The 24,268-nt window shown below is 64.8% G+C and carries 22 protein-coding genes; 8 read left to right on the top strand and 14 right to left on the bottom strand.

Going from position 1 to position 24,268, the window contains the following annotated elements:
• The first annotated feature begins 90 nt into the window (after positions 1–90).
• Positions 91–690: a YdeI/OmpD-associated family protein gene (locus N0K08_RS09450; protein ID WP_261499997.1), complete on the top strand. Its 600-nt coding sequence runs from the start codon at positions 91–93 to the stop codon at positions 688–690.
• A gap of 50 nt (positions 691–740) precedes the next feature.
• On the opposite strand, the gene chrA is transcribed toward N0K08_RS09450, so the two are convergent.
• Together chrA and N0K08_RS09440 are read right to left on the bottom strand one after the other, a co-directional pair.
• A complete protein-coding gene (gene chrA, locus N0K08_RS09445; RefSeq protein ID WP_261499995.1) occupies positions 741–2,096 on the bottom strand; it encodes a chromate efflux transporter in 1,356 nt (451 codons plus the stop codon).
• Positions 2,093–3,037: a chromate resistance protein gene (locus tag N0K08_RS09440; RefSeq protein ID WP_261499994.1), complete on the bottom strand. Its 945-nt coding sequence runs from the start codon at positions 3,035–3,037 to the stop codon at positions 2,093–2,095. The genes chrA and N0K08_RS09440 overlap by 4 nt, the downstream gene beginning before the upstream one ends.
• A 100-nt stretch (positions 3,038–3,137) precedes the next feature.
• On the opposite strand from N0K08_RS09440, the gene N0K08_RS09435 reads away from it, so the two are divergent.
• Entirely contained in the window at positions 3,138–4,199 is a 1,062-nt protein-coding gene (locus tag N0K08_RS09435; protein ID WP_261499993.1) for a DMT family transporter, read from the top strand.
• Between the two features lie 28 nt (positions 4,200–4,227).
• Here the strand turns inward: N0K08_RS09435 and N0K08_RS09430 are convergent, their stop codons facing one another.
• Genes N0K08_RS09430 through N0K08_RS09420 form a run of 3 tightly spaced genes read right to left on the bottom strand, consistent with a single transcriptional unit; the run spans position 4,228 to position 6,136 of the window.
• Positions 4,228–4,815: an SRPBCC family protein gene (locus N0K08_RS09430; protein ID WP_261499992.1), complete on the bottom strand. Its 588-nt coding sequence runs from the start codon at positions 4,813–4,815 to the stop codon at positions 4,228–4,230.
• Positions 4,812–5,567: a YceI family protein gene (locus tag N0K08_RS09425; RefSeq protein ID WP_261499991.1), complete on the bottom strand. Its 756-nt coding sequence runs from the start codon at positions 5,565–5,567 to the stop codon at positions 4,812–4,814. The genes N0K08_RS09430 and N0K08_RS09425 overlap by 4 nt, the downstream gene beginning before the upstream one ends.
• Positions 5,564–6,136, bottom strand: coding sequence for a YceI family protein (locus N0K08_RS09420; protein ID WP_261499990.1), 573 nt, complete (start codon positions 6,134–6,136; stop codon positions 5,564–5,566). The genes N0K08_RS09425 and N0K08_RS09420 overlap by 4 nt, the downstream gene beginning before the upstream one ends.
• 136 nt (positions 6,137–6,272) lie before the next feature.
• Between N0K08_RS09420 and N0K08_RS09415 the strand changes: the two genes are divergently transcribed.
• The 4 genes from N0K08_RS09415 (at position 6,273) to N0K08_RS09400 (ending at position 9,063) form a co-directional block, all read left to right on the top strand.
• Positions 6,273–6,749, top strand: coding sequence for a GNAT family N-acetyltransferase (locus N0K08_RS09415; RefSeq protein WP_261499989.1), 477 nt, complete (start codon positions 6,273–6,275; stop codon positions 6,747–6,749).
• 176 nt (positions 6,750–6,925) lie between these two features.
• On the top strand, positions 6,926–7,837 hold the full coding sequence (locus tag N0K08_RS09410) for a bifunctional GNAT family N-acetyltransferase/nucleoside diphosphate kinase regulator (protein WP_261499988.1): 912 nt from the start codon (positions 6,926–6,928) through the stop codon (positions 7,835–7,837).
• A gap of 135 nt (positions 7,838–7,972) precedes the next feature.
• On the top strand, positions 7,973–8,098 hold the full coding sequence (locus N0K08_RS09405) for a hypothetical protein (RefSeq protein WP_261499987.1): 126 nt from the start codon (positions 7,973–7,975) through the stop codon (positions 8,096–8,098).
• Between the two features lie 98 nt (positions 8,099–8,196).
• Positions 8,197–9,063 (top strand): TorF family putative porin, encoded by an 867-nt coding sequence (locus tag N0K08_RS09400; RefSeq protein WP_261499986.1) that lies wholly within the window; start codon positions 8,197–8,199, stop codon positions 9,061–9,063.
• Between the two features lie 138 nt (positions 9,064–9,201).
• Here the strand turns inward: N0K08_RS09400 and N0K08_RS09395 are convergent, their stop codons facing one another.
• The gene (locus N0K08_RS09395; protein ID WP_261499985.1) at positions 9,202–9,711 is read right to left on the bottom strand and encodes a DUF1993 domain-containing protein; all 510 of its coding nucleotides are present in this window, start codon (positions 9,709–9,711) and stop codon (positions 9,202–9,204) included.
• Between the two features lie 407 nt (positions 9,712–10,118).
• Between N0K08_RS09395 and N0K08_RS09390 the strand changes: the two genes are divergently transcribed.
• Positions 10,119–10,661 (top strand): hypothetical protein, encoded by a 543-nt coding sequence (locus tag N0K08_RS09390; protein WP_261499984.1) that lies wholly within the window; start codon positions 10,119–10,121, stop codon positions 10,659–10,661.
• A 136-nt stretch (positions 10,662–10,797) separates the two neighbouring features.
• Here N0K08_RS09390 and N0K08_RS09385 read toward each other — a convergent pair whose 3' ends face one another.
• From N0K08_RS09385 to N0K08_RS09360, 6 genes are all read right to left on the bottom strand, one after another.
• Entirely contained in the window at positions 10,798–13,239 is a 2,442-nt protein-coding gene (locus N0K08_RS09385) for an efflux RND transporter permease subunit (RefSeq protein WP_408642933.1), read from the bottom strand.
• Positions 13,240–13,268: 29 nt separating this feature from the next.
• Complete coding sequence (locus tag N0K08_RS09380) at positions 13,269–14,390, bottom strand: WD40/YVTN/BNR-like repeat-containing protein (RefSeq protein ID WP_261499983.1); 1,122 nt, start codon at positions 14,388–14,390, stop codon at positions 13,269–13,271.
• Between the two features lie 58 nt (positions 14,391–14,448).
• Positions 14,449–15,828: a DUF1329 domain-containing protein gene (locus N0K08_RS09375; RefSeq protein WP_261499982.1), complete on the bottom strand. Its 1,380-nt coding sequence runs from the start codon at positions 15,826–15,828 to the stop codon at positions 14,449–14,451.
• A 23-nt stretch (positions 15,829–15,851) separates the two neighbouring features.
• Positions 15,852–17,600, bottom strand: a complete 1,749-nt coding sequence (locus tag N0K08_RS09370; protein ID WP_261499981.1) for a DUF1302 domain-containing protein — start codon at positions 17,598–17,600, stop codon at positions 15,852–15,854.
• 163 nt (positions 17,601–17,763) lie between these two features.
• A complete protein-coding gene (locus N0K08_RS09365) occupies positions 17,764–18,678 on the bottom strand; it encodes an alpha/beta hydrolase (protein WP_261499980.1) in 915 nt (304 codons plus the stop codon).
• A gap of 82 nt (positions 18,679–18,760) precedes the next feature.
• A complete protein-coding gene (locus N0K08_RS09360) occupies positions 18,761–20,569 on the bottom strand; it encodes a flavin-containing monooxygenase (RefSeq protein WP_261499979.1) in 1,809 nt (602 codons plus the stop codon).
• 414 nt (positions 20,570–20,983) lie between these two features.
• Between N0K08_RS09360 and N0K08_RS09355 the strand changes: the two genes are divergently transcribed.
• Entirely contained in the window at positions 20,984–22,228 is a 1,245-nt protein-coding gene (locus tag N0K08_RS09355; protein WP_261499978.1) for a TetR/AcrR family transcriptional regulator, read from the top strand.
• Between the two features lie 14 nt (positions 22,229–22,242).
• On the opposite strand, the gene phnX is transcribed toward N0K08_RS09355, so the two are convergent.
• Positions 22,243–23,091 (bottom strand): phosphonoacetaldehyde hydrolase, encoded by an 849-nt coding sequence (phnX, locus tag N0K08_RS09350; protein ID WP_261499977.1) that lies wholly within the window; start codon positions 23,089–23,091, stop codon positions 22,243–22,245.
• 16 nt (positions 23,092–23,107) lie between these two features.
• Positions 23,108–24,244: a TIGR03364 family FAD-dependent oxidoreductase gene (locus N0K08_RS09345; protein WP_261499976.1), complete on the bottom strand. Its 1,137-nt coding sequence runs from the start codon at positions 24,242–24,244 to the stop codon at positions 23,108–23,110.
• Between the last annotated feature and the right edge of the window lie 24 nt (positions 24,245–24,268).

Raw genomic sequence — 24,268 nt, 5'->3', positions numbered from 1 at the left:
CCACTTCGCATGCTACCTGACCAGGCCGCGAACGCCGTCGTATCGCCGGCGCGATGGGCGCGCGGGCTCTCTTGCGGCACACTCCAGGCGATGCCCGCCATCCCACCCGACTCCGCCCCGACCTTGTTCCAGAGCGCCAAGGCTTTCGAGGCCTGGCTGAAGAAAAACCACGCCGCTTCGGATGGCCTCTGGCTCCAGATCGCCAAGCGGGGCGCCAAGGAACCCAGCGTCACCTACCCCGAGGCGGTGGAGATCGCGCTGTGTTGGGGCTGGATCGACGGCCAGAAGAAAAGTCTCGACGAGCAGCACTTTCTCCAGCGCTTCACGCCGCGGCGCGCGCGCAGCATCTGGTCGAAAGTCAACGTCGACAAGGCCGAGGCACGGGTTGCGGCGGGCCGCATGCAGGCGCCGGGCCTCGCGCAGATGGCGGCGGCCAAGGCCGACGGGCGCTGGGCGCGGGCTTACGACGGCGCGCGCACGTCCACGGTGCCCGAGGACCTTCTGGCCGCGCTGGAAGCCGAGACCAGGGCCAAGGCCTTTTTTGCCACGCTCAATGCGAGCAATCGCTACGCGGTGCTGTGGCGCATCCAGACGGCCGTGAAAGCCGAGACGCGCGCCAGGCGCATCGCCCAGCTGGTGGAGATGCTGGCGCGCGGCGAAACCATCCACATCTTCAAGCCCAAGGTCTGAGCGCGCGCTCCAGGCGCAGGTCCTGGATGGGGTTTTCCGTGCCCATCGCCTCAGGAGAAAACGGGGCGCAGAAACGTCAGCGCCAGTCCTGCCAGGCCCGCAGCCAATACGACGGGAATGACTCCCGCCTTGAAGCGAAACAGCGCCAAGGCGGCCGCCGCGCCGATGAGCGCAGACGGCCACTCAAAATGACCGGACAGGCCCAGCGGCCAGAGCACGTGGTAGGCGAAGAACACCGCCAGGTTCACGATGACACCGACCACGGCGGCCGTGATGCCCGTCAATGGAGCCGTGAACTTGAGATTGCCGTGCGTGGACTCGATGAAGGGCCCGCCCAGCAGGATGAAAAAGAAGGAGGGCAAGAAGGTGAAGAACGTGACTACCGTCGCCGCCACCGCGCCAGACAGAAAGAGCGATTCCGTGCCAAAGATGGCCTTGGTCCAGCCGCCGACAAAGCCGACGAAGGACACCACCATGATCAGCGGCCCGGGGGTGGTCTCGCCGAGCGCCAGGCCATCGATCATCTGCGGCGCATTCAGCCACTGGTAATGCTCGACCGCGCCCTGGAATACATAGGGCAGGACGGCATAGGCGCCGCCGAAGGTCATCAGCGCGGCCTTGGTGAAGAACCAGGCCATCTGCGTCAAGACCGCATCCCAGCCATAAAGCGCCATCAAGGCCCCCATGCCGATCGACCACAGGGCCAGGCAGGTCAGCAAGACCCGGCTGAAACGCCGCCAGGTGAACAAGGCATGTTCGGGTGTCGGGGTATGGTCGTCTATGAGTGCGGGGCCTGGCGACTGGATGGTCTTGCCGTGTCCGCCGCCCGGGGCGAACTTGTCGGGCGCATAGCGGCCCCCGAGGTAGCCGATGATGCCGGCGGCCAGCACGATCACGGGGAACGGCAGCTGCAGCGCGAAGATGGCGATGAAGGCCGCCATCGCGATGGCCCACAGCCAGGCATTCTTCAAGGTCCGGGAGCCGATCCGGTAGGCCGCGTGCATGACCAAGGCCGTGACAGCCGGCTTGATGCCGTAGAAGACGCCGGCGATGGCCGGCACGTTGCCATAGGCCATGTAGACCCAGGACAGGCCGATCAGGATAAAGAGCGAAGGCAGCACGAACAGTACGCCTGCGACGATGCCGCCCCAGGTCCGGTGCATCAGCCATCCGATGTAGGTCGCCAGTTGCTGGGCTTCGGGGCCTGGCAGCAACATGCAGTAGTTCAAGGCATGCAGGAAGCGGCTCTCGGAAATCCAGCGGCGGCGCTCCACCAGCTCCTCATGCATGATGGCAATCTGCCCGGCCGGCCCGCCAAAGCTGATGAAGCCCAGCTTGAGCCAGTAGACAAAGGCTTCGCCGAAGCTCAGGCGTTCTAGCGCCCCGGTGTCGGTGTTGGTGGTCATGGGCGTGCTTTCATCGCGGCATACAGGGCGTCAAAAAAGGCCAAGGAAGCAGCCAGCAAAGCGTCATCCTTGTCGTACTGCGCTTGCAGGCCGCGCACCATGGTCTCGACGCCAGCGGCTTCATCCATGGGGATGCCCCCCACGTCGATGCAATGCACCAGCTCGCCCAGGCGCTGGATGCCGTCATCGCCGTCCAGGCCAAACGTCTGCGCCACGACCTCGAACGTCACTTTCTCGCCCACGTGCGTGAACCGGGCATGGTCGAAATCGAAGCCCAGCGCCGTCTCGGGGCATTGTGTCGGGTCGTTCAGCCAAATGAATTGCGGTGATCGGTCGATGAAGCGTTGAATCAGCCAGGCGGTCGCGAGGCGGTCGACCCAGGGGCGTTTGCGCGTGGCCCAGGTTCGGCCCTGGAAATCCGCAATGGCTTGGCGTTCTATGGTCTCGGAGCGGGGGGTGGGCTCGCCGGGCGACAGGTGACGCTCGACGGTCTGCCGCAACGCCACCAGTGCGGCACTGGCTTTTGCAAGCGACTGGCCCGGGAAGAAATCATGGGCTTGCACGGCCTGCAACTGTTGCTCCAGTCCCCGCAAGGCCTTGTGCAGCGCGGCTTCGCTGGCGTTGGTGAGGCCTGCTCGGACTTCCTTGATGGAGCGCAGCAGCTCGGCATAGAGCGCAGACCGGTCGAACAGTCCCCGGAATGTTGCCTCCTGCGCGGGGTCGCGGGCCGCGACGACCAGCATGTGCGCCTGCGCGCCGCTCTCCCGGATCAGGCGTTCAATGTCCCACAGCGACTGCGCCGTGGACGCCATGGCGGGCAGCAGATACACCCCATCGCGCAGCGTGCCGGCGCCGGTCGCCTTGAGGGCCCGCCAGACCCTCACGCGAAGCGCACTGGGGCGGGTCGGAAGGGTCGCGGTCAGGAGAAGCCAGGAAGTCATGTAGCAAATATCTCACTATGTGATGATTGATGCAATGGCTGATTTGCCAATGCCCTGGACAAGCCCGCCCAAGGATTTGCAGTTGTGCTTTACTTTCACCATGTCCATTCGTTCCGCCACCCCCGCCCTGGCCGCGGCCCTGTTGTTTGGCGCCAGTACGCCGCTGGCCAAGCTATTGGTGGGCAATGTCGGTCCTTTGCTGCTGGCCGGGCTGCTTTACCTGGGCAGCGGGCTAGGCCTGTGCCTGTTGCTGGGGCTGCGCCGGCTGCGGCAAAAAGCAGGCGAACACTCCGCCGCGGTCCTGCGCATTCCCAGGAAGGAACTCCCCTGGCTGCTGGCCGCCATCGTGTTTGGCGGCGTGCTCGGCCCCGCGTTGCTGATGCTCGGGTTGACGCAGACCGGCGGCGCGTCGGCATCGCTGCTGCTGAACGTCGAGGGCGTGCTGACCGCGGGCATCGCCTGGTGGGTCTTCAAGGAAAATGCGGACCGGCAAATCGTGCTGGGCATGCTGGCCATCGTCCTCGGCGGCCTGCTGCTGTCCTGGGAGCCGGGGGCAAGCTTTTCGCCAGGCGCATTGCTCATCGTGGGCGCATGCCTGTGCTGGGCGGTGGACAACAACCTGACCCGCAAGGTCGCCACGAACGATGCCATGCTGGTCGCCGGGCTGAAGGGCTTGCTGGCCGGTGTCAGCAATACCGCCCTGGCGTTGATGGCGGGCGCGGCGTGGCCGTCGCTGCCAACTCTGGGCGCCAGCCTGCTGCTGGGGTTTTTGGGGTATGGCTTGAGCTTGACCTTGTTCGTGGTGGCTTTGCGGACGCTGGGCACCGCCAGGACGGGGGCTTACTTTTCCGTCGCTCCACTGTTTGGCGTAGCCATTTCCTTGGTGCTGTGGCCCGAACTGCCGGGCCCACTTTTCTGGCTGGCTGGCGCACTGATGGCGCTGGGCGTGTGGCTGCACGTTCGCGAGCGGCATGAACACGAGCACACCCATGAGCCGCTGGAACACAGCCACCGGCATGCACACGACGAGCACCACCAGCACGAGCATGCCTTTGCCTGGGACGCGACGCAGTCACATACGCACGCCCACCGGCATGAAGTGCTGACGCATAAACATCCGCACTATCCGGACATCCATCATCGGCATGGCCATCCGCATTGAATAGAGCGGCGCTGTGTTTCTCCCCCTGTCACCGCGTTGCATCCGGCTGCCCCGGCGGCACGGCGCGCGCCAGGGCGTCGCGGCGCACGATCTCGTTGACCATGGCGCTGAACTGGCGGGCCACCAGATGGCGCACCACCAGCGTGCCCACGACCGGCGGGACGGGGAAATCGGGCCGCAGGCGAGCGCTGTAGGACAGCCGGACGGCGCCGCCTGGCAGCGTCTCCAAGGTATAGCTGCCTTCCATTTCCTTCAGGTTGCCGCCGACGGCGTGCGCGACTATGCGTTGCGGCGGCCATTCGGTCACGGCCAACTTGACCGTGATGGCCTGCTCAAAGATGAGGAAGCCGAGCACACCCGTCTGCTCCACCAGCAGTTGGTCGCCGTTGCGCTGCACCACCCGCGAGCTGCGCATGCCGGGAATGAATTCGGCCAGATGGTCGTAATCGGTCACCACGCTCCAGGCCGTGGCCAGTTGCACCCGCATGTCGGCCGACGCGCTGATCGTGATGGCGTTGCTTTCTCCCGAGGTTTCTATGCGCAGCTCCTGCGCCGACGCGGCGCTTGCGGCGCAGAGCAGGGCCAGGCCGACCCAGCGGGCCGCGCAGGCGCTCATGGCGCCAGGTCCCGGGCCTGCACATCGAAGCGCAGCTCGACCCGGTCTTGCACCTGGATCGCTCCGCCCAGGATGGAAAAAGGCGTGATGCCAAAACTGGATTGATCGAAGGCCAGCATGCCGCTGACCTGCAAGCCGCCGGGCTGCGTTTGCACCCGTGCCGGCACGCTGAAACTGCGAGTCACGCCGTGCAGCGTGATGTCCACCGCCAGGAGCGTGTCGCCCGCCAGCGCAGCGGGCGCGCGCACGTGGATCAGTGCAAACGGAAACTCCTGGGTCTGCAACACCTTGGTCAGCATGTTGGCGCGGGTGCCGGCGATGTCCTCGGCGCTGGGCTGGGTGTCCAGGCCGGCGTCGGCGCGCAGCGCGGCATCGTCGACCGTGAGGCTGTCGAGCGCGAGGTAGAGGTCGGCCCGGCCAGGATCGGCCCGGCCAGGGTCGGCCCGCTCCTGTTCGGGCGCCACATAGCCTTGCAGCGCCTGGCTGGCCACCACATGGTCGTGCCCGAACTGTGCCAGCGTCCCGCCGCGGCGAACGGTGAGGGTGAGTAGCGAACGCCCGGGCTCGACCCGCAGCACGCGCTGGCCCTGGGCCGCGGCCTGCGTATAGCTATCCGCGGGAAAGCCGGCCGGAGCCGCCGCGGTGGCCGGGGCCTGGACCGGCTGCAGGCCCGGCGGCGTGCAGGCAGTCATCAGCGCCGCCAGCGCCATCAGGGCCGCCAGGGTCGCGGCTGGTGGTATGCGGTACTTCATGGGGTCCCGCGCAGCTGGACGTGGAACTTCACCGTCACATTGGCGCCTATGTCATCCGTCGCCGCCCATTCGCCCGTGCCTATGCCGAAGGCCGCGCGCTGGGTGACGAATTGGCCGTCCATCGTGGCGGCGCTGCCCGCCGCGGTCCAGGTAAACGGCACCTCCACCGGCCGCTGCACGCCTTTGAGGGACAGGATGCCGCGTGCCAGATAGCGGCTGGAGGCGGCATCGCCCGGCACGCGCCGAATGTCGTCGGCGTGGAATTGCGCCTGCTGGTAGCGCGCGAAGTCGAACCAGTCCGTGCCGGCGATGGCCTTGTTGATGGAGGTATTGGCCATGTCCGCACTGGTCACGCGAATGTTGACGTCCAGACGCCCACCGGCCGGCTTGTCGGGGTCGAAATCGAGTCGCACGTCGAAGTCCTTGAAGACGCCGGGCGCCGACTTCTTCTGGAAAGTGGCGATGAATTCCAGTCGGTTGCCAGCGGTGGCCCCATCCATCTTCCATTCAGCCGCCCGCGCAGCCGTCAGGCCGGTGAGGGCGAGCAGCCCGGCGAGGCAGAAAACCATTTTTGTCATCTCTATCCACTCCTGAAGGACAGCCGTCGGCTCGCCTGAGCGTGGCGCTTGGTGAAATGATGCACCCAATGCAGTCGCATCTCTGCCAGAATTCCCATCATCTTCACCGCTTTTCAATCCATCTTCAATGTCCAAAAATGCGCAATCCTCGGGTGTGCTGGTGCGAGAGCTCCAGGCCGCTGACTTTGAAGCCTGGCATGGCCTTTGGCTGGGCTACAACGCCTTTTATGGCCGAGAGGGCGCCACCGCCTTGGCGCCGGAGATTACGCGGACGACATGGGAGCGCTTCTTCAATCCCATAGAGCCGATGTTTGCCATGGTGGCGGAAGACGGCGGCGAGATAGTGGGCCTGGTGCACTATCTGTTTCACCGCAGCACCACACGGCTGGGCCCGGTCTGCTATTTGCAGGACCTTTTCACGGCATCCGCGCAGCGCGGCCGGGGAGTGGGCCGGGCCCTCATCGCGGCGGTCTACCAGCAGGCCGAGCAGGCTGGGGCCAGCCGTGTCTATTGGCAGACGCAAACGACCAATGCAGCGGGGCGTGCGCTCTACGACAAGGTGGCCCAACACAGCGGCTTCATCGTCTACAGCCACGAGCTGTAGCCCATGCGCCTGAGGGGTGCGCTCGACGCCGGTCTATCGTGGCACGCAGCATACGGTTTTAGCCGCGCATGGAGGGCCCCCGCTCGCGCCTTGTCCTAGAATGCCCGCTTTCTCGAAAGAACCGTCATGGCCGTCGCCATGAAGGGCTTTCATCCTTGAAACCAAATGTGGTGAAGATGAGCAAGCCTTTCATTTCGCTGTGTCCAGAGATCACTCGGACCAATGCGCTGAATCTCATGGACTGGTTGGAAGACGAGAGCGTCACTCGCTATCTGAGCGATTCGCGCCATGTCTCGCGGTTCATCGAACAAGTCGTCGGCCGGGTCCAGCTGCCTATCCTGACCCATTTGTTCAACCAGGGCGGCCGGTTCTTCATGGCCTATGATCGGCATGACGTGCCGGTGGGCTTTGTCCGCCTCGTCAAGACGGGGGCGGACTGCGAGATGGTCCTGGTCATAGGAAACCGCGACAACTGGGGCCGCAAGCTCGGCGCCAGTGCCATCCGCGAAGGCATGAAGCTCGCCTTCTTCGACATGCGGGCCGAGAAGCTCATCGCCAAGATCCACACCGACAACGCACGCTCGCTGCAGGCCTTTCTGCGCTGCGGCTTCCTGCTGGAGCGCGAAACGCCGACGCTGAAGTCATTTTCCTTGAGTTCGGAGCGCTATCGCCGGCTCTTGCGCGAAAGCGCTGTGGATGACCCCACGGGTATCTACATCACCGAAATCGACAAGGCCAGGCTCAGCAGCCTGGTCGAGCTCGAGCAGGGCCCGGCGATCGTCGAGCTGGAGCACGAGATCGAGCGCGCCATCGTCGTCGATGCGCAGCAGGTGGCGCCCAATGTGGTCACGATGAACTCCAGGGCCTTGCTGCATGTGGACGACGAGGCCGTGGAAGTGGCCCTGGTCTACCCGCAGGACGCGGACGGCAGCGCCGAGAAGCTGTCGGTTTGCTCGGACATCGGCGCCGCAATCCTGGGCTACAAGGAGGGCGATGCCATCGACTGGCGGGTTCCGGACCGGACCTGCCGTATTTGGATCGAGAAAGTGCTTTACCAGCCGGAAGCCGCGGGCGATTTTCACCTGTAGGGGCGCGCTGCGCTGCGGCCTGCGCGTCTTGATGCCATCTTGATGCGCAGTGCTGCACTCCATACACCGTATTGACAGCGGAATTTCTATATTCATCCCAGTGCCCACGCGTGGGCCAGCCACTGGAGAAATGAAATGTTGACCCGCCATTGGATTGAAGCCCTGGCCGCCATGCCGGCACTGCAAGACCTGATTTTTGTCAGCCTGGCAGTCGCCTGCTTTTGCGGATTGCTGTGCTGCGTGCGCGCCTTGGCGCGCTGAAGCAGACGCCGGCTTTCACTTCTCCCCCTTCCTTCTCAATGCCCGCACCCTGGGTTCCTACGCCAGGGCAAGGGATCACTTTGTCTGCGTTTTCCACCATGTATTCCTCTGCCTCCCCTTCGCCCCGTCTGTCCCGCTCTTCGGCATGCCTTGCCGCCATCGGCTTGTTGGCCGGCCTGGCATGCCATCAGGCCCTGGCGCAGGAAGAATTTGCGCAACCGGCAATGCATGCCGAAGCCAAGTCCCCCATCACCGGCAGTCTGGCGCTGGTGACGGACTACCGCTTTCGCGGCATCTCGCAAACCTGGCGCGGCGCGGCCGTGCAAGGCGGGGTGGAACTGGCGTTGCCCCATGGCGGCTATCTGGGCACCTGGCTGTCCAACGTGTCTTCCAACAGCTATCCGCAAGGGCAGAGCCTGGAGCACGATATCTATGGCGGCTGGCGCGGTGAAGTGGCAGCCGGCTGGCAGATGGATGCCGGCTTGCTGCACTACCGCTACCCCGGTGCACGCCTGACCGCGGCGGGCGGCGGCAGCCAGCACTTTGATACGACCGAGGCCTATGTGGGCGCCACGCAGGGCGGCTTCAACGTCAAATGGTCGGTCGCGCTGACACCGTATTTCGGCCTGCGTGACAGCACGGCAGGCTCCGCTTTCGCGACGGCGCTCACGCCTGCGGGCAGCAGCCGCGGCAGCCAGTACCTGGACTTGAATTACCAGTACCCCGTGGCCGACTGGGGCATGCTGGGTCTGCATGGCGGCTACACCCATGTGCGCAACTACGGCGAAGTCTCGTACGCCGACTGGCGCCTGTCACTGGCCAAGACCTGGGGGGCGTGGACCGGCTCGGTCGCCTGGGTGGGCACCTCGGCCGATGCCAGCTACTACAGCGCGGCCAATGGCAGTGGCCGGATGCGCAGCCTGGGCCGCAGCGGCTGGGTGCTGGGGCTGAACGCGGGATTCTGAAATATGCGCTGAGCAGATTCTTCCTGCCGGCGGTAGCGCTGCATGCACCGCCAGCGTGGCTACCAGCTCTTGCAGTGGGGCAAGGCGCTCCAAGACATCTCGGTGAGCTTGTAGCGCCAGGCCCGTCGGGCTGAACGCTCAGTAGGCGCCCATGTAGTCACGCTTGCCGACTTCCACCCCGTTGTGGCGCAGCAGGGCATAGGTGGTGGTCACGTGGAAGAAGAACTGCGGCAGACCGTAGTGCAGCAGGTAGGCGCTGGCCGTGAGCTTCTTTTCCTTGGGCGTGCCGGGGCGCAGCACGATTTCGCGGCTTTCGCTGAGGTCGAATTGCTCGGGCTTGAAGGATTCGACATGGGCCAGTGCCTTGGCGATCAAGGCTTGCAGGTCGGCGAAGCTGACTTCGGTATCGGGCCAGGAAGGCACTTCGGCACCGGCCAGGCGGGAGGAGATGCCCTTGGCGAAGTCAGCGGCGATCTGCACCTGACGCACCAGCGGGAACATGTCGGGGAACAGGCGCGCCTGCAGCAGCGCATTGGGATCGATCTTCTTTTCCGTCGCGTGCGCTTCGGCCTTCTTGAGCACATCGGACATGGCGCGCAGCATCTGCAGCAGGACGGGAACGGAGGCGGTGTACAGCGGGCTGGTCATGGTGAGTTCACTTTCAAAGGGGCAGGGTGGCGGGGACTGGCAGGGCCAAGGCCTTGCCGACCCCGGAAGGCTAACAGCAAACGGACGGGCCTTCGCGCTGCCCCGGCGTAGCCCCCAGGCCGTCATCCCGTCATCGCCGGGCATGCGGCGCAGTCCTGCATGGACAACAGCGTTACAGGCTGCGCAGGTGCAGCGAGATGTCTGACAGACAGGGGCGGTTAGGGATGCGATGCTTGCTGTGGGCCGCTGCAATGGCGCGCCCTGAACCGTCGAGTTAGCGGTGGAAGCCGATATATTGACGGGTCTCAATCGATCAATCCTTGGATAGGTTCAGCCAGAACCGGGCGCTGGACGGCGTTGCGCAACCGCATGGCCGGGCTGCCAGCCAATAATTACCAGGTCAGTCAATGGAGTCGACAGTTCGCCAAGGGAGTTCAAGACGGGCCAAGCAGTTCTCTTTCGCCTTTGCGCTGGCCATGCTCATTGCGGTCTTTGGCGGCGCGTATCTGAGCAGATTCCACCCCAGTGAGCTGACATCCCAAGCCGCGCTGGTCGTCGCGACGCTCCTGTCCCTGGGCTGCGCATGGACACTTTGGCGCGATGACAAGCCGAGGGCCGCGGGGCCCGTGCGCCGCGCCATTGCGGTCCTGGTTCAGGCCGCGGTGGCGTTTGTGATGGGTTGGTTGAGCACCTACGTCATGTCCGCCGTGATCGTCGAAATCGGCGCACCTGCATACGAGGTACCAGCCCACATTGATGCGGTACACCCGGTACGCCGAGGCAAGGGATGCCACCACCAGCTCAAGCTCAGTAGCACCTACCTGCCAGAGCCCATGACGCCTTGTGTGTCGGAGCGGGTGTGGCAAAAGGCCAGAGCCGGTGATGCCGCGCGGGTGATCGTGGCGGCCAATGCGGTGGGTATGCTGATGGTGGATATCCAGTTCGACTGAGGGAGGGACTGGCTGAGGCTTTGCCGTTGACGGCACGGCAGGCCAGGGTCGATACCCGCCGGTCATGACAGGCCGCTGCGCCAAGGCAACTGCGCCACGCCGGCGGAAAAGGCCTGTGCCGTGGCCAACGTGTCGTTCATGCCGGATAGCCGGGGCGATCGACTCTCACCGCTTCCTTCGGCGCCTGCGTCAGCCCGCGCTTTGCAACGCCCACGTTCTGCAGCAGGAAACACGAGAGCGCAGGCACCAGAATGAGCGCGCCCAGCATGTTCCACAGGAACATGAACGCCAGGAGAATTCCCATATCGGCTTGGAACTTGATCGGCGACCAGGCCCAGGTCACGACGGCTGCCGCCAGCGTGATACCGATCAGGGCGATGACCTTGCCGGTAAATGCCAGCGCGGACGCATAGGCTTCCTCCAGGGAGCAGCCGCGCCGCTGCAGCGACAATTGAATGCTGAGCAGGTACAAGGCGTAGTCCACGCCTATCCCGACGCCGAGTGCGGTGACCGGCAGTGTCGCCACCTTCACGCCTATGCCCAGCATCACCATCAGCGCTTCACAGAGTATCGAGGTGATGACCAGCGGCACCACAGCCACCACGACCGCACGCCAGCTGCGGAAGGTGATGAAGCACAGAACGATCACTGCCGCGTAGACCAGCAGCAACATGCTGCGGTTCGCCTTCTCGACGGCAAGGTTGGTGGCCGCCTCGATGCCGGCACTGCCCGCGGCCAGCAGAAAGCGGCGGTCCGGGTCATCGTGATGTGCCGCGAATGCCTCGACGGTCTTGACGACCCGCTCCAGGGTCTGTGCCTTGTGATCCGTCAGAAAAGCGACGATGGGCGCCACGGAGCGGTCGCCATTGAGCAATTCCGGATGGGCCACATAGACGCTGTTCAGCGCGTCCGATACGGTGAACGGATCCCGGCTGATCGTCATCCAGCGCGGGTCGCCTTCAAACCCCGCCGCGGTATAGCGGCGTGCCAGGCTGGCGACCGAAGTCGTTGTCTGCACACCAGGCAGGTCCCGCAAGGCTTCCTCCAGACGGTCCATCTCCTGCAGCGTCTTGTAGGTGCCTATGCCGCCTGGCGGCGTCTTCACGATCACGGCGAATTGGTCCGTGGAGAGTTGGTAGTGATTCGTCACGTAGGCGTTGTCGCGGTTGTAGCGCGAGTCCGCGCTCAACTCCGGCGCACCGGGGTTGATGTCGCCAATCTGCAGGCGCGTGCTCAACGCCAGCCCGCCCAGTGCCAGCGCGGCTGCCACGAACAGGGCGATGGCTGCGCCACGCGGGCGGCAAAAGGGCATGAACAGTCTGGCGTATGTCTGCTGGCTGCCGGCATGCAGGCTGCGGGCTGCGGCGGATGTGCTGACACCCGTATAGGACAGCAGTACAGGCAAAAGCACCAGGTTGGTGATGATCAGGACGGCGACGCCAATGCCCGCCGCCAGCGCCAGTCCGCGGATCGCGGGGATGTCAATGATGCCGAGGACGCCGAAGCCGACGGCGTCGGCCAGCAGCGCGGTCAGCCCGGCCAGGAACAGGCGACGGAACGTGAAACGCGCCGCCACATACCGATGCATGCCGCGTCCTATGTCCTGCATGATGCCGTTCATCTTCTGCGCGCCATGCGAAACGCCGATGGCGAACACCAGGAACGGGACAAGGATGGAGTACGGGTCGAGATCCGCGCCCAGCAGCCGCACGATGCCCAACTGCCAGACGACGGCCGTGATCGAGCAGTAAATGACCAGCGCCGTGCTTCTGGCACAGCGTGTATAGGCAAAGATGACGAGTCCTGCAATCACCGCCGCGGCGAGAAAGTAGAGCGCGATCTGCAGAATTCCGTCGATGAGATCGCCGACCAGCTGGGCAAAGCCGATGACGTGAATCTTCACCTGCTGGCTCGCATACGCGGCGCGAATCTTGTCCAGCTCGCGATGGACTTCACGCACATCGATCGGCTTGCCGCTGTCCGCATAGTGCTCGAGCAGCGGCACAAAGATCATGGAGGAGCGCTGGTCGTTGGCGACCAGCGAGCCTATCAGGCCGGCCCGTGCGACGTTGGCGCGCAGCTGGCTGATGCTGCCGGTGGATCCGTCGTAGCTCTCGGGCATGACCGGCCCGCCCTGAAAGCCATCCGGCGTCACTTCGATCCAGCGCACGACCGGCATCCAGATGGATTTGACAAAGGACCGGTCGACCCCGCGGATGGTGTAGATCTTGTCGTTGATCTCACGCAGGGTGTTCAGGTAGGCCGGATCATAGATGTCGCCGCGTTCGCTCTCGACCACGATGCGCACGGAGTTGCCCAGGCCGCGCAAGGCACTCGCGTTGTCGAGGTAGTTGCGGATGAACGCGCTCGACTGCGGCATCATTTTTTCGAAGCTTGCGCTGACGGTCAGCCGGGTCGCTTCGAGACCCAGGATCAGCGTCAGCAGCAGGCAGATCGCCACAATCAAGCGCCGGTGGTTGAAGATCAGGCGTTCCACACGAGAGCCGGAGTCGGCCGCGAAATCTTCTCGGGTGGGGATGTCCGGCATCGACTCAGGGGGGGCGCGTTTCGGTTCCATGCTCAGGCTCTTTCAATACGTGACGCTGATTACTGCGCTTGCGTCGTGATGACGCCGGACAAGCTGGTGTAGACCATGTTCCCATTCTTCAGGCCTTCGACGCCGGTGAGCGCCGCCGGGCGCGGCGGCACCAAGGGCCTGACATCTCCGCGATCGGTGTCGATGCTGGCCACTTCACCGGCCACCGTGGACAGCACCACGGCGCGGCGCGTCGGCATGTACACGCCACCGGTCACCGTGCCCTGCAAGGGCGTGCGGATGGCCGCCCATGTCTGCCCCTGATCGCGGCTCTGGTGGACGTTGCCGCGCAGCCCATAGGCGAGCAGTTGCTCCCGGTTGCCGGCTATCCCGAAGAAGCTGCCGCCATAACCGGTCTGGATCTGGCGGAATTGCCCGGTCGTCTTGTCCTGGCGAAACACCGTGCCTTTCTCCGCGGCGATGTAAAGGGTTCCGGCAATCTCCCGGATGGCGTTGAGATGGAGAAACTGCGGGTTGTCGATCCGGTCCAGTGCCGCATGCCAGGTCTTGCCGGCATCGCGGGTCGATACCAGCGTGCCGAACGAGCCCACGGCGAAACCCTGCTGCTCGTCCGTGAAGTAGATGCCGAGGTAGGGCAGCGAAGGGCCTTGCTTGAAATTGAGCGCGAGCTGGTCGAGATACGGCTGGATGGCGGTCTCGCCGGCGCTGATGCGCGTGCGGTACTCCGCCATCATGGTGGTGGCCGCGATGCGGCCGTCGGATTGCTTGGCCCAGGTCAGACCCGCGTCCGTGCTGTGCAGGATGACACCGTCATGCCCCACTGCCCAGCCCTTGCTCGGCGTGGGAAAGTGAACGGCCAGGAGATCGCTCTGCACGGGCGCCGAGGCCTGCCGCCAGCTCTGGCCCGCATCGTCGGAGATGACGATCAGCCCGCGCATGCCGAGCGCAACCAATCGGTTCCCGGCGCTTGTTATCGCCATCAATGGCCGGCTGGCCGGCGCACTGACCATGGTGGCGGATACATCCAGCGGATCCTCAAACGTGCCCGCTGGCTGGGCGCCAAGGCCTGCGCAAAATACCGCCGCGCCCAGGGCGAGCAGGCATCGCGGGTAGAAATGGCTTGTCATCGGCTTGTGGTTGAGCATGTTTTCTTTACGAACGTTGCATTGCATGCGCTGTGGCGCCATGGCCAGGCATTGCGGCCTGGCCATGGCATCCCGTCCTGCGCGCCTAGCGCACCCCGGTTCCGGCCAATCCTGCCGGCGTGAAGAGGTTGGCTTTGACGAGCTTGTCGTAGACAAATACTTTCGGCGCCCCGGTGGAGGTCGGGTTCATATAGGCGAAGTAGTTGCCCTTTTGCAGGTCGTAGAAGCTGACGGCCGCCGAGAAGTGGCCGCCTCCGCCGTCATAGAAGTTGAACGTGCTGGCCAGGCCGACGCGCCACAGCTTGCCATCCTGGTCGTAGCCGTCCGCCTCGATCAGCGCCCAGCTGTCCTCGTCGATGTAGAACATCCGCTTCGAGTAGGCGTGGCGCGATCCCGGCTTCAGCGTGGCTTCGACCACCCAGACGCGATGCTGCTCAAAACGAATCGTGTCCGGGTTGATGTGCTTGGGGCCGAAAGCGGTATCGACCGGCGCGCTCGGCGTGCGGTAGCTGTTGTAGGGAATGTAGAGCTCCTTCTTCCCGACCAGCTTGAAATCGAAGCGGTCCATGCGGCCGCGGAACAGCGCCAGTTCGTCCCAGAAGAGCACGCCGCCGTTTTGCGCGTAGGGCGTGTCATAGCGGTATTCGGGCGCCATGCGCACGCGCCGCTGTCCGGGCGTATAGACCCAGACCTGTTGATCGCTTTCCGAGTAGTTGTACGGATAGTTGATCACGAAGGCCGTGCCGGCCATGGTGGGCGGTGCAGTCACTTCCGACCAGATCTTGGTGTGGGCGGCTCCCTGCGATTTCTCGCCGGCCAGATCCGGGTCGTAGTAGGGGCTGTAGGAATAGTAGGGAACGATGGGCAGCTCGGATCGGCCCCCCGACGTGTCCACCAGGTACTGGCCCGGGTTCTTGACGGCAATTTCGGTGCGCTGGAAGCTGAGCGAGTTGTTCCACATCACCTCGTGCCCGTTCTTGGGGATGGGGAAGGGAACGCCGCCGTAGGCGCCTTCGACGCCATCGCCTTGCACTTTCCCCGCCAGCTTGGCCGTGGTGGCGTTCTTGAATGTGTTCTTCAGCACCCAGTCCGGGTACTGCATCGTCCGGTGGGTCGGATATACATCAATGCGGAAGCTCGGATACTGCTTCAAAAGCGCTTGCACGCCATTCGTCAGCTTGTCCGCATGCTGCGCCATGTTCGCCGGCGTGATCGACAGGAGTGGTTTCTCGTTCTTGAACGGATCCGGCCATTCGCCGCTCTTGGGGTCAAAGCCGGCCGGCGGCTTGGAGAGTCCGCCCGTGTATTCCGGGATCTTGCCATCGGCGCTTGCCGCCTTGATAGCACCGAAGGCGGTCAACGGGCCGCCCAGTTGCTTGGCCTCGTCTGGCGTCACCGCCGCAAAGGCGGTGCACAGTTGCAGGGCCAGGGCCACAGCGAGAACCGGTTTGAATCGTGATTTCACAGGAATCTCCTTCGTTGAGCCGCTCAGAACGAGGTCTGCAGCGTGAGCGATATCCAATTGCGGTCGTTCAGGCCAAAGGCGCTGTTGCCGCTGGCGTAGTACGGCAGGCCGCTGGGGGTATGGGCAATCTTGCTGGTATGGGAATATGAGCCGTTGAAGGCGAGCGTGGCCGTGGCCTTCTGGCGTATCGTGGCCTTCACGCCAATCGAGTAGTTGTGGCTGCCCTGCTGCCCTGTGGAGAGCTGCGCCGGGTTGCCATAGATGCCATAGACGTCGGAGATGGGCATGCTCAGGTCCACGCCGGGGAACACCTGCAGCCATTGCGGCTCGAAGCGCACGGCGACGGCCAGGTGGTTCCTGGTCGAGCAGCCGTCCCACTTGCCGCCGTTGCAGCCGCCATAGCCCATGCCGTTGTAGAGCGCCGGATTGGAGGTGACAGACAGCAAGCGGCTGTAGGCCAGTTCCGCGGTCAATGAGCCGGTCTGCCACAAGGGCGAGCGCGACAAGGGCACGAGGGCATTGGCGGTGAGGGTCAGGACATTGCCCCGCGCGCCGTCCGGCTCGTTGGCCACCGCGGGATTGGGTGCGCTCGAGAGTGCCGTGTTGCGCCGGTATGCGGCCTCGAAGCCGGTACTGACGGCTCCCATCGTGGTGTCGAGGCTGACGCCGAGGAGTTGGACTCCGCGGTTGTAGGACATGTGATAGCCGGTGGGGACCCCGCCGGGCCCGAAGCTGAACAGCGGCGCCCATGGCTGGGTTTCATCGAAGCGGCGATAGTAAAAGCCCATGCCGCCGTTCAGGAAGCTGGGCGTCCATCCCAGCTTGACGCCAAAGTTCTTGTTTCTGCTGGGGGGAACGTTGGCGGCGCTGGCCGGGACATTGAGCGGCACGAAGCCGCCAGCGGGCAGGCCCAGCGCGGCACTGGGCGCGGCACCTGCGAACAGGTTGGACGGCCCCTGGTAGAGAAAGTCCACCGGGCCCAGGAAGGTGCCGCCCGCGGGGAGGCGGTTGCGGTCGAAGCCCAGGAAGTACTGGCCCGAGAGCGCCACCTCCGGGGTCAGCTGCGTCATGAGACTGATCTGCGGACGCGGCAGGAACAGCTCCTTGACGTCGGTGCCCGGCGACGCCGACAGCTTGATGGCGTCGATCGCGCCCTGCCCGTAGGAGATCGAGTGAAAGGGGAAGAAGATGGCATTGCCCCAGTACTCGGTGAACTGACCGATCTTCAGGTAGACAGGCTTGCCGCCGACCTCGAAGTTCTTGAAGGCAAAGGCATCGAGCAGCTGCGCACCTTCGACGTAGAAGCGGTCGGTGTATCCGGAGTACCTGCCTCCGGGGTAGCCCGTGATCGCGCTGTACGGAATCGCCGGCATGCCGCCGCCCGCATTGGCGTAGGTTCCCGGATTGCTGCGCACGCCGCTGCCGTAGGCGGCGTCCTTCCACAGCGAGGCCGACAGTCGTATGCCCATGCGTCCGTCATAGATGGCATTGAACTCCGTCAACACGGATGCCCGGTTGGTGACCACGTCGCCCGCGTGGGGGAACTTGTAATCGGAGTTGTGGAAGGTCGGATTGTTTCCGATCAGCGGATCGATCCCCCGGGCCCGCAGGCCGAGGTTGTAGGTCAAGGTGTTGTCCCAGTTGACTTGCCAGTCGGGGGGCGTATCGAACTGGAATGCCTGCGCGCCGAGCGGCAGGCAGGCCATGAAGACGGCGGCGGGAATGACTGCGCGGGGCAGTCGCCGGATGCGTCGGGTTTGTCTGTGCACCATCACGTTGTCTCCTCTTTGTTATCCGTCATCAGGATCCGCAAGGAGCCCCCCTGTCGGGGGGCGCGGTCTTTCTCCACGCGCGCAGGCTGCGCCCGCGCCAGGTCATGCCAGGACTCTTGTCGGGTGCTGCTGTCCGCAGACCCGTTCGCTCAGCGCGAGAAATTCAGCGTGTGCCCAGCCGGCTGGCAATCCAGTCGCCGGCTTCGGCGATGGCGCCCAGGCCCGCCGTGGGCAGGGCCGGATGGAACAGCGGCCAGGCGTGCACCATCTCCGGCCAGACATGCAGTCGCACGCCAATCCCGGCATGGGCGGCGCGCTGTGCAAACGTCATGGCGTCGCTCAGCAGGACTTCGTCACTGCCGACCTGCAGGAAGAGGGCGGGGAGTCCGGCGAGATCCGCCTTCACGGGCGAGATCATGGGATCGTCAGCGGCATGGCCGGCGCAATAGGCTTGCATGCACTGGTCCAGCGCGGCACGACTGAGCATGGGGTCGTGGGCTGCCCGTGTCTCATAGGCCTCGGCGCTTTGCGTCATGTCCAGCCAGGGGCTCAACAGGTAAGCGCCGGCGGGTTGCTCCAGACCCAGCGACCGCAGGCGAAGGAGCAGCGCGGCGGTCAGATTGCCGCCGGCCGATTCTCCGGCGAAGACCAGGTCCGCGGCATCGAAACCCTGGCTGCGCACATAGCGGTAGGCCGCGAGCGCGTCGTCGATGGCCAGGGGGTAGGGATGCTCGGGTGCGAGCCGGTAGTCCATGTTGTAGGCGACCACGCCGGCGGCCTTGGCCAGGCGGGAGACCAGATGGCGATGGCTCAGCGCGCTGCCGAAGGTATAGCCCCCGCCATGGTGGTAGACCAGCGCTTTGGACCGGTCGGCGCCGGCCGGGATGATCAGCTCTCCCTGGACGGTGTCGGAGCGGATGGGATGTACTTCGCAGCCCTCGGCGACCGGGACGGCGCCGTGTTGCTGGTCGAAGGCCTGCCTCTGTTGGATCAGGCTGGGGGGCGATTGGGCCAGTTCGGCCGCATAGGCCGTCCACGCCTGCTTGAAAAGACGGATCTCGTTGTCTGAGGCTTGCATTTTTTGTCTCCTGTGGGCGGCAGATCGTCCCGGCCAGCGGGCCGGGGCTTCTGCGCATCTCCGGGGTGAGGGCGAGGGCGAATTACGCCCTGGTCAGTTGGAACTCGTTGAATTGGCCCGTGGCGCGCCAGTCCTCCAGCATCTTGATGAAGGCGACCGCCCCGCCCGGATAGAAGTTGTTCCGGATCGCGCTCAGGTCCGACGACTTGCCTTCGTTGTTGTAGTAGCCCGGAGTGCACTCGGCGTCGTACTTCTGTCGCATGCCGGCGAATGCCATGACATGCTCCACCCAGGCCTGTTCCGCCTGCTCGGTGGGCTCGACCGCCGCTACGTTATGGTCAAGACAGTGCTTGATGACGTGGGCGATATGCTTGCTGCCGACATTCAGCATGTGCGTGAAGTTCGGCGTGTTCGCAGACTGGCCGTTGCCCATGATGAAGCAGTTCGGAAAGCCTCTGGCGTGGTAGCCCCACAGCGTCGACAGGCCCTCGCGGTTCTTCTCGGAGAGGCTCAGGCCATCGCGGCCGAAGATTTCATAGCCATTGCGGTGGGCGAAATCCGTCTGGAACTCGAACCCCGTGGCGTAGATCAGGCAATCGATCTCATGCTCCTGGCCGTTTGCCACCACGCCGGATGCCGTGATGCGCTCCACCCCCTGGCCTTGCGTGTCGACCAGAGTGACGTTCGGCTGGTTGAAGGTCTGCAGATAGCTGTCGTGAAAGCCGGGCCGCTTGCACATGACGTTGTAATAGGGCTTGAGCGCCTCGGCCGCGGCCTTGTTGTGGACCAGCGCGTCCACACGGGCGCGGATCGATTCCATCTTGCGGAAATCGGCCAGCTGCCGGCGCTTTACCGCTTCCTCCGCCATGCCGCTGAACTCGATGCCGACCTGGGTAAAGATCTCGGTCCAGCCGTCGTTGACCAGGTCTTCCTCCTGCTGCACGCCACACACCAGGGCATTGAAGTTGTCCATGCGCTGCTGTTGCCAGCCGGGTTTCAGCGTCTTCGCCCATTCGGGGTCGGTAGGCTTGTTCCCGCGGATGTCGACCGAGGTGGGGGTGCGCTGGAACACATAGAGATGCTTGGCGAACTCTGCCAGGTGAGGGATGCATTGCAGCGCCGTGGCGCCGGTCCCCAGAATGCCCACGCGCTTGTCCTTGAGCTTTGTCAGGCCGCCGCCGGGGTTGCCGCCGGTGTAGGCATAGTCCCAGCGGCTGGTGTGGAAGCTATGTGACTGGAAGGACTGGATGCCCGGAATGCCGGGCAGTTTCGGCCGCTGCAGCGGTCCGGTCGACATGCAGACAAAGCGCGCGCGGATCTCGTCACCGCGATTCGTCGCTGCAATCCAGCGCGCCGTGGCTTCATCCCAGCGCAGCGCGGTGATTTCGGTCTGGAAGCATGCCCGGCGATAGAGATCGAACTTCTGGCCGATGATTTGCGAGTATTCGCGGATTTCAGGGCCACGCGCATACTTTTCGGTCGGCAGATAGCCCACTTCTTCGAGCAGGGGCAAGTAGATGTAGGCCTCGATGTCGCATGCCGCACCGGGATAGCGGTTCCAGTACCAGGTACCACCGAAATCCCCGGCCTTCTCGACGATCATGAAGTCCGTGACGCCTGCCTCGTGCAGCCGGGCCGAGGCCAGAAGGCCTCCGAAGCCGCCACCGATGACCAGCACATCGGTATCCCGGGACAGCGGTTCACGCTCGATACGCGACGCGATGTACGGATCCTCCAGATAGGCCGCGTAGTCGCCGTCGGCCGCCTGGTATTGCGCGGAACCCTCGGCACGTAGCCGTCTTTCCCGTTCCTGTCGGTACTTCTCACGCAGTACCTCGGGATCGAAACCGTGTGGTGCCCCGTCTTGGGCAAACGCTTGGTCTTGGGTCATGTCTCCTCCTTGTCGTCGAGCGACTAGATGTTTTTTGACACTTGGGTGCATTTATTCTCTGACGCGACAGTGCAATAGTCAAGATTTTTTCACGTTAAAGTACATTCAGGCTACAAGATGACTAAAAGCGAGAGCGGCTCACTCCGAAGCCGTCTGGACTGCCCCATGCCTGGCAAGCGCCGTGCGGCCGGGCATGCCGGGTTTCGGGCAGACGTTTGGATAAGATGGCGCTTTGGCCTGCGGATGCAGGTTGGTGCGCTTGACGCGCGACTGGCCGAAATCCCTCGCGCCAGTCTGTGAACGGGAACGCCGGCTGGCCAGCTTGTTCAGCGGGCCCCAGCGCCGTTTCGGCAACCCTTCAATTTCATGTGCATCGAGCGGCGCCAATGCTGGCCGCGATGACGACAGGACTCAATGAAAGCTCGTTCCAAGCCTCGGATCGACCGCAGCTCCAAGCGCGATCGCATGCTGGAGGCAGTCGCAAGAACCTTGAACAGCGGAGGCATCTCGCGCACCTCTCTTTCCAATATTGCCCAAGGCCTGGGGGTGTCCCGTACCGCCCTGTACTACTACTTCCGGGACCAGCAAGACCTTGCGTTTCAAAGCTATCAACGGTCCTGCGCGATCATGGCGCAACAGCTCGACGAGGTCCGCCAACGCGATGGCGGCGCGATGGCGGTCATCGACGCCTTCATCGATGGCGTACTGGGCCAGGACCAGCCCGAGCTGGCCTCGCTGAGCGAAGTGGCGTTCCTGCACCCGGACCAGCAAGACGAGATCCAGCGGCGCTACGACGCCATTCGGGAAGATGTCGCCGCGATCCTCCAGGGCGGTACCGAGCGCGGCGAACTCCGGCCCTGCGCCGTGAATGTCGTGGCGCATACCATTCTGGGCGTGTTGTCCTGGATTCCCACCGCGCAGCGGTGGGAGGCGAATGATGCGGTGGACCGGCAGGTCATGGCGCAGGCCGCGAAGGCGGTGCTGCGCTGCGGCATCGCTGGCGACCGCCGCTTGCCGGCCCAATACCATCCGTTGCAGCTCTCCTCCAATGACGTGCCCAGCGCGCAGCTGTTCGATCCCAAGGTCCTTGCCGAGGCCAAGCAGAATGCGCTGCTCGCCTCTGCCTCTTGGCTTTTCAATCTCAAGGGCGTCGATGCCACATCGCTGGACGAAGTGGCCGAGCGCATGGGGGTCACGAAACGCGTGATCTACCACAACGTCGGCGACAAGGAAGCCCTGCTGATTGCCTGCTACCGCCGGTCTTTCACTATCTACGAAGAGCTCAGCGAGCGCATGACCGCGTACGCCGGACCGCGGATTGCCGCGCTCTGCGCCGCCATGCATGCCCACTCGGCAGCCCACCTGCGTGAAGATGTCGCCCCGCTGTCGCCGTTGATTGGACTGTCGGACTTGCCGTCCACGGTCATGGACGAGATCCGCGCGGCGGTGTTCCGCTTGCGCGACAGCTATGCGCAGGCCTGTAGCGATGGCATGCGGGAAGGCTCCGTGCGCGCGATGCAGCACGAAGCCTTCATCGCGATCTTTCCATCGCTGTACCAGTGGCTGCCCAAATGGCTGCACCTGCTCGGCGCGGACGATCGCAATGCGGCACCGCAGGAACTGGCTGAATTGATGCGGGTGGGACTTCTGCCTGTCTGAGGGGCCCGCCCGCTTCAGCCCGGAGTCTCGCCGCGTGCCAGGCGCGCGTCCAGCGCATCGAGCACCGGCAGCAGGTCGGCCACCGAGTCGATCACATAGTGCGCACCGGCGGCCTGCAGCTTGGCGCCGGCCGTGGCGCGCCGCTGCTGCTGGGCTTCGGGGGGCAGGGTCTGCCACTCGGCCAGCGTCAGGCCCATGGCATTGCCGCTGACGGCCACGCCCACGGTCCAGGTGCCGGCATGCAGGCCTTCGGCGATGCCGACTTCGGTGTCGTCCACCTTGACCACCGTGGACGGATGGCAGATGCCCAGGTCGGCAAAAGTGCGCCACATCATCAGTGGCGAAGGTCGGCCCGCGGCCACGTCGCCCGCGCACACCAGGTTGTCGGGCCGGTAGCCGGCCTGGGCGGCGATGGCCGACACGACTTCCATGATGGGGCGGTTGTAGCCGGTGGTCGAGCCGATTTTCAGGCCGCGGGCGCGCACGGCGGCGACGGCTTCGAGTGCGCCCGGAATGAAGTCCGCGAAGTCGGGCACCACGGCCGCGTTCATCGGCGTGAAGATTGCGTACAGCTGGTCCACATCGGTGTCGCCAAAAGGCCGGCCGTACTGGCGCTGCCATTGCGCGGCCACGGCGGGCAGGTTGCCAACGGCCCGGATGTGGTCCCACTTGGCGACACCCATGGGGCCGCGTGCCTGGGCAATCGTGATGTCAATGCCGCACTGCTGGAACAGCCGCACGAAGGCGCCCATGGGCGCGCAGGAGCCGAAGTCCAGGATGGTGCCGGCCCAGTCGAAGACGACGGCGCTCAGGCGGTCGCAGGCGCTGGAAACGGCGGGGATGGGTGGGGTGGTCATGGTCATGCAGGTTCCGGAAAAATCACCAGGCGGCGAACACATCCTCGGCAATGCCGAAGGCCGTGCTGGCCCCCGTGCCGCTGGTCACGAGCACCACGCGCGTGGCGTCGTCGGGCTGGTCGATCAGGCAGTCGGTGCGGGCGCTGGAAGGGTAGGTGCCGACCCAGCGTTCGGTCACCGTGGCTTCGCTCAGCTGCAGCGTCTCGCGCAGATGGCGCAGGATCAGCGCATCCACGCGCTCGCTGGCAAAGGGCTGGGGCGCGGCGCCGTAGTGGTGGGAATCGCCGACTACCAGCGAGCCGTCGGCGCTTTGCACCACGATCAGGTGAATGCCATGGGCCAGCGACTCCGCCTCCTCCTGCTGGATCTGCGCCAGCAGCGGCGCGGCCTCGGGCAGCTGGCTGTAGCCGTGGTAGCGCACCAGGCTCAGGTCCGCCATCACCGCGCCCGGCAGGCGAAACCCCGCTTGGGGCATGACGCGCAGCATCTGCAACTGGCACAGGCGCAGATCGTGCGGGGCCAGGCGCTGGGCGAACAGGCCGTGGAGCTCGGTGTTGGTGCAGACCACCACACGCTCGGCATGCAGCAGGGCGCGCGCCGTGCGCACGCGCGGCGTGGCCACTTCCAGCACGGCCTCGCCGAAGCGGAACTCCACGCCATGGGCTTGCGCCAGCCAGCGCGCCAGCAGCGCAATCGCCGTGCGCGACTCCACGCGCATTTCATGCGGGCTGTAGAGCACGCCCTGGGCGCCGGTCAGCTGCAGTTCGGGCGCGCGCCGCGCGGCCTCGGCCGGCTCCAGCAGCTCGCAGTCCCGGCCCATCTCGGTGCGCAAAAAGGCTTCGAGCACGGTGCGGGACTGGGGCCTGAAGGCCGTCAGGTACAGGCCGTGGTGCACGGCGTCTATGCCGGCCTGCGGCGCGACTTCGCCCCAGACTTCGCGCGCGCGCCGCGCCCGGCGCCAGGTGTCGCCAGCGCCCTGGCCGGTGACGGTGATGAAGCCGAAGTTGCGGATCGAGGCGCCGACGCAGGCAGCGTCGCGTTCGACGACACAGACTTTCAGGCCGCGGCGCGCCGCGGTGTAGGCATGGGCCAGGCCGACGATGCCGGCACCGACGACGATGAGGTCGTAATGTGGCTCGGAAGTGCGAGAGGTGTTCATGATGGGAGTTGACTCGAGGATAGG

It is taken from the genome of Acidovorax bellezanensis (assembly GCF_025421555.1).
Taxonomy (GTDB): Bacteria; Pseudomonadota; Gammaproteobacteria; order Burkholderiales; family Burkholderiaceae_C; genus Comamonas; species Comamonas bellezanensis.
This window is presented reverse-complemented; position numbering and strand designations above follow the sequence as displayed.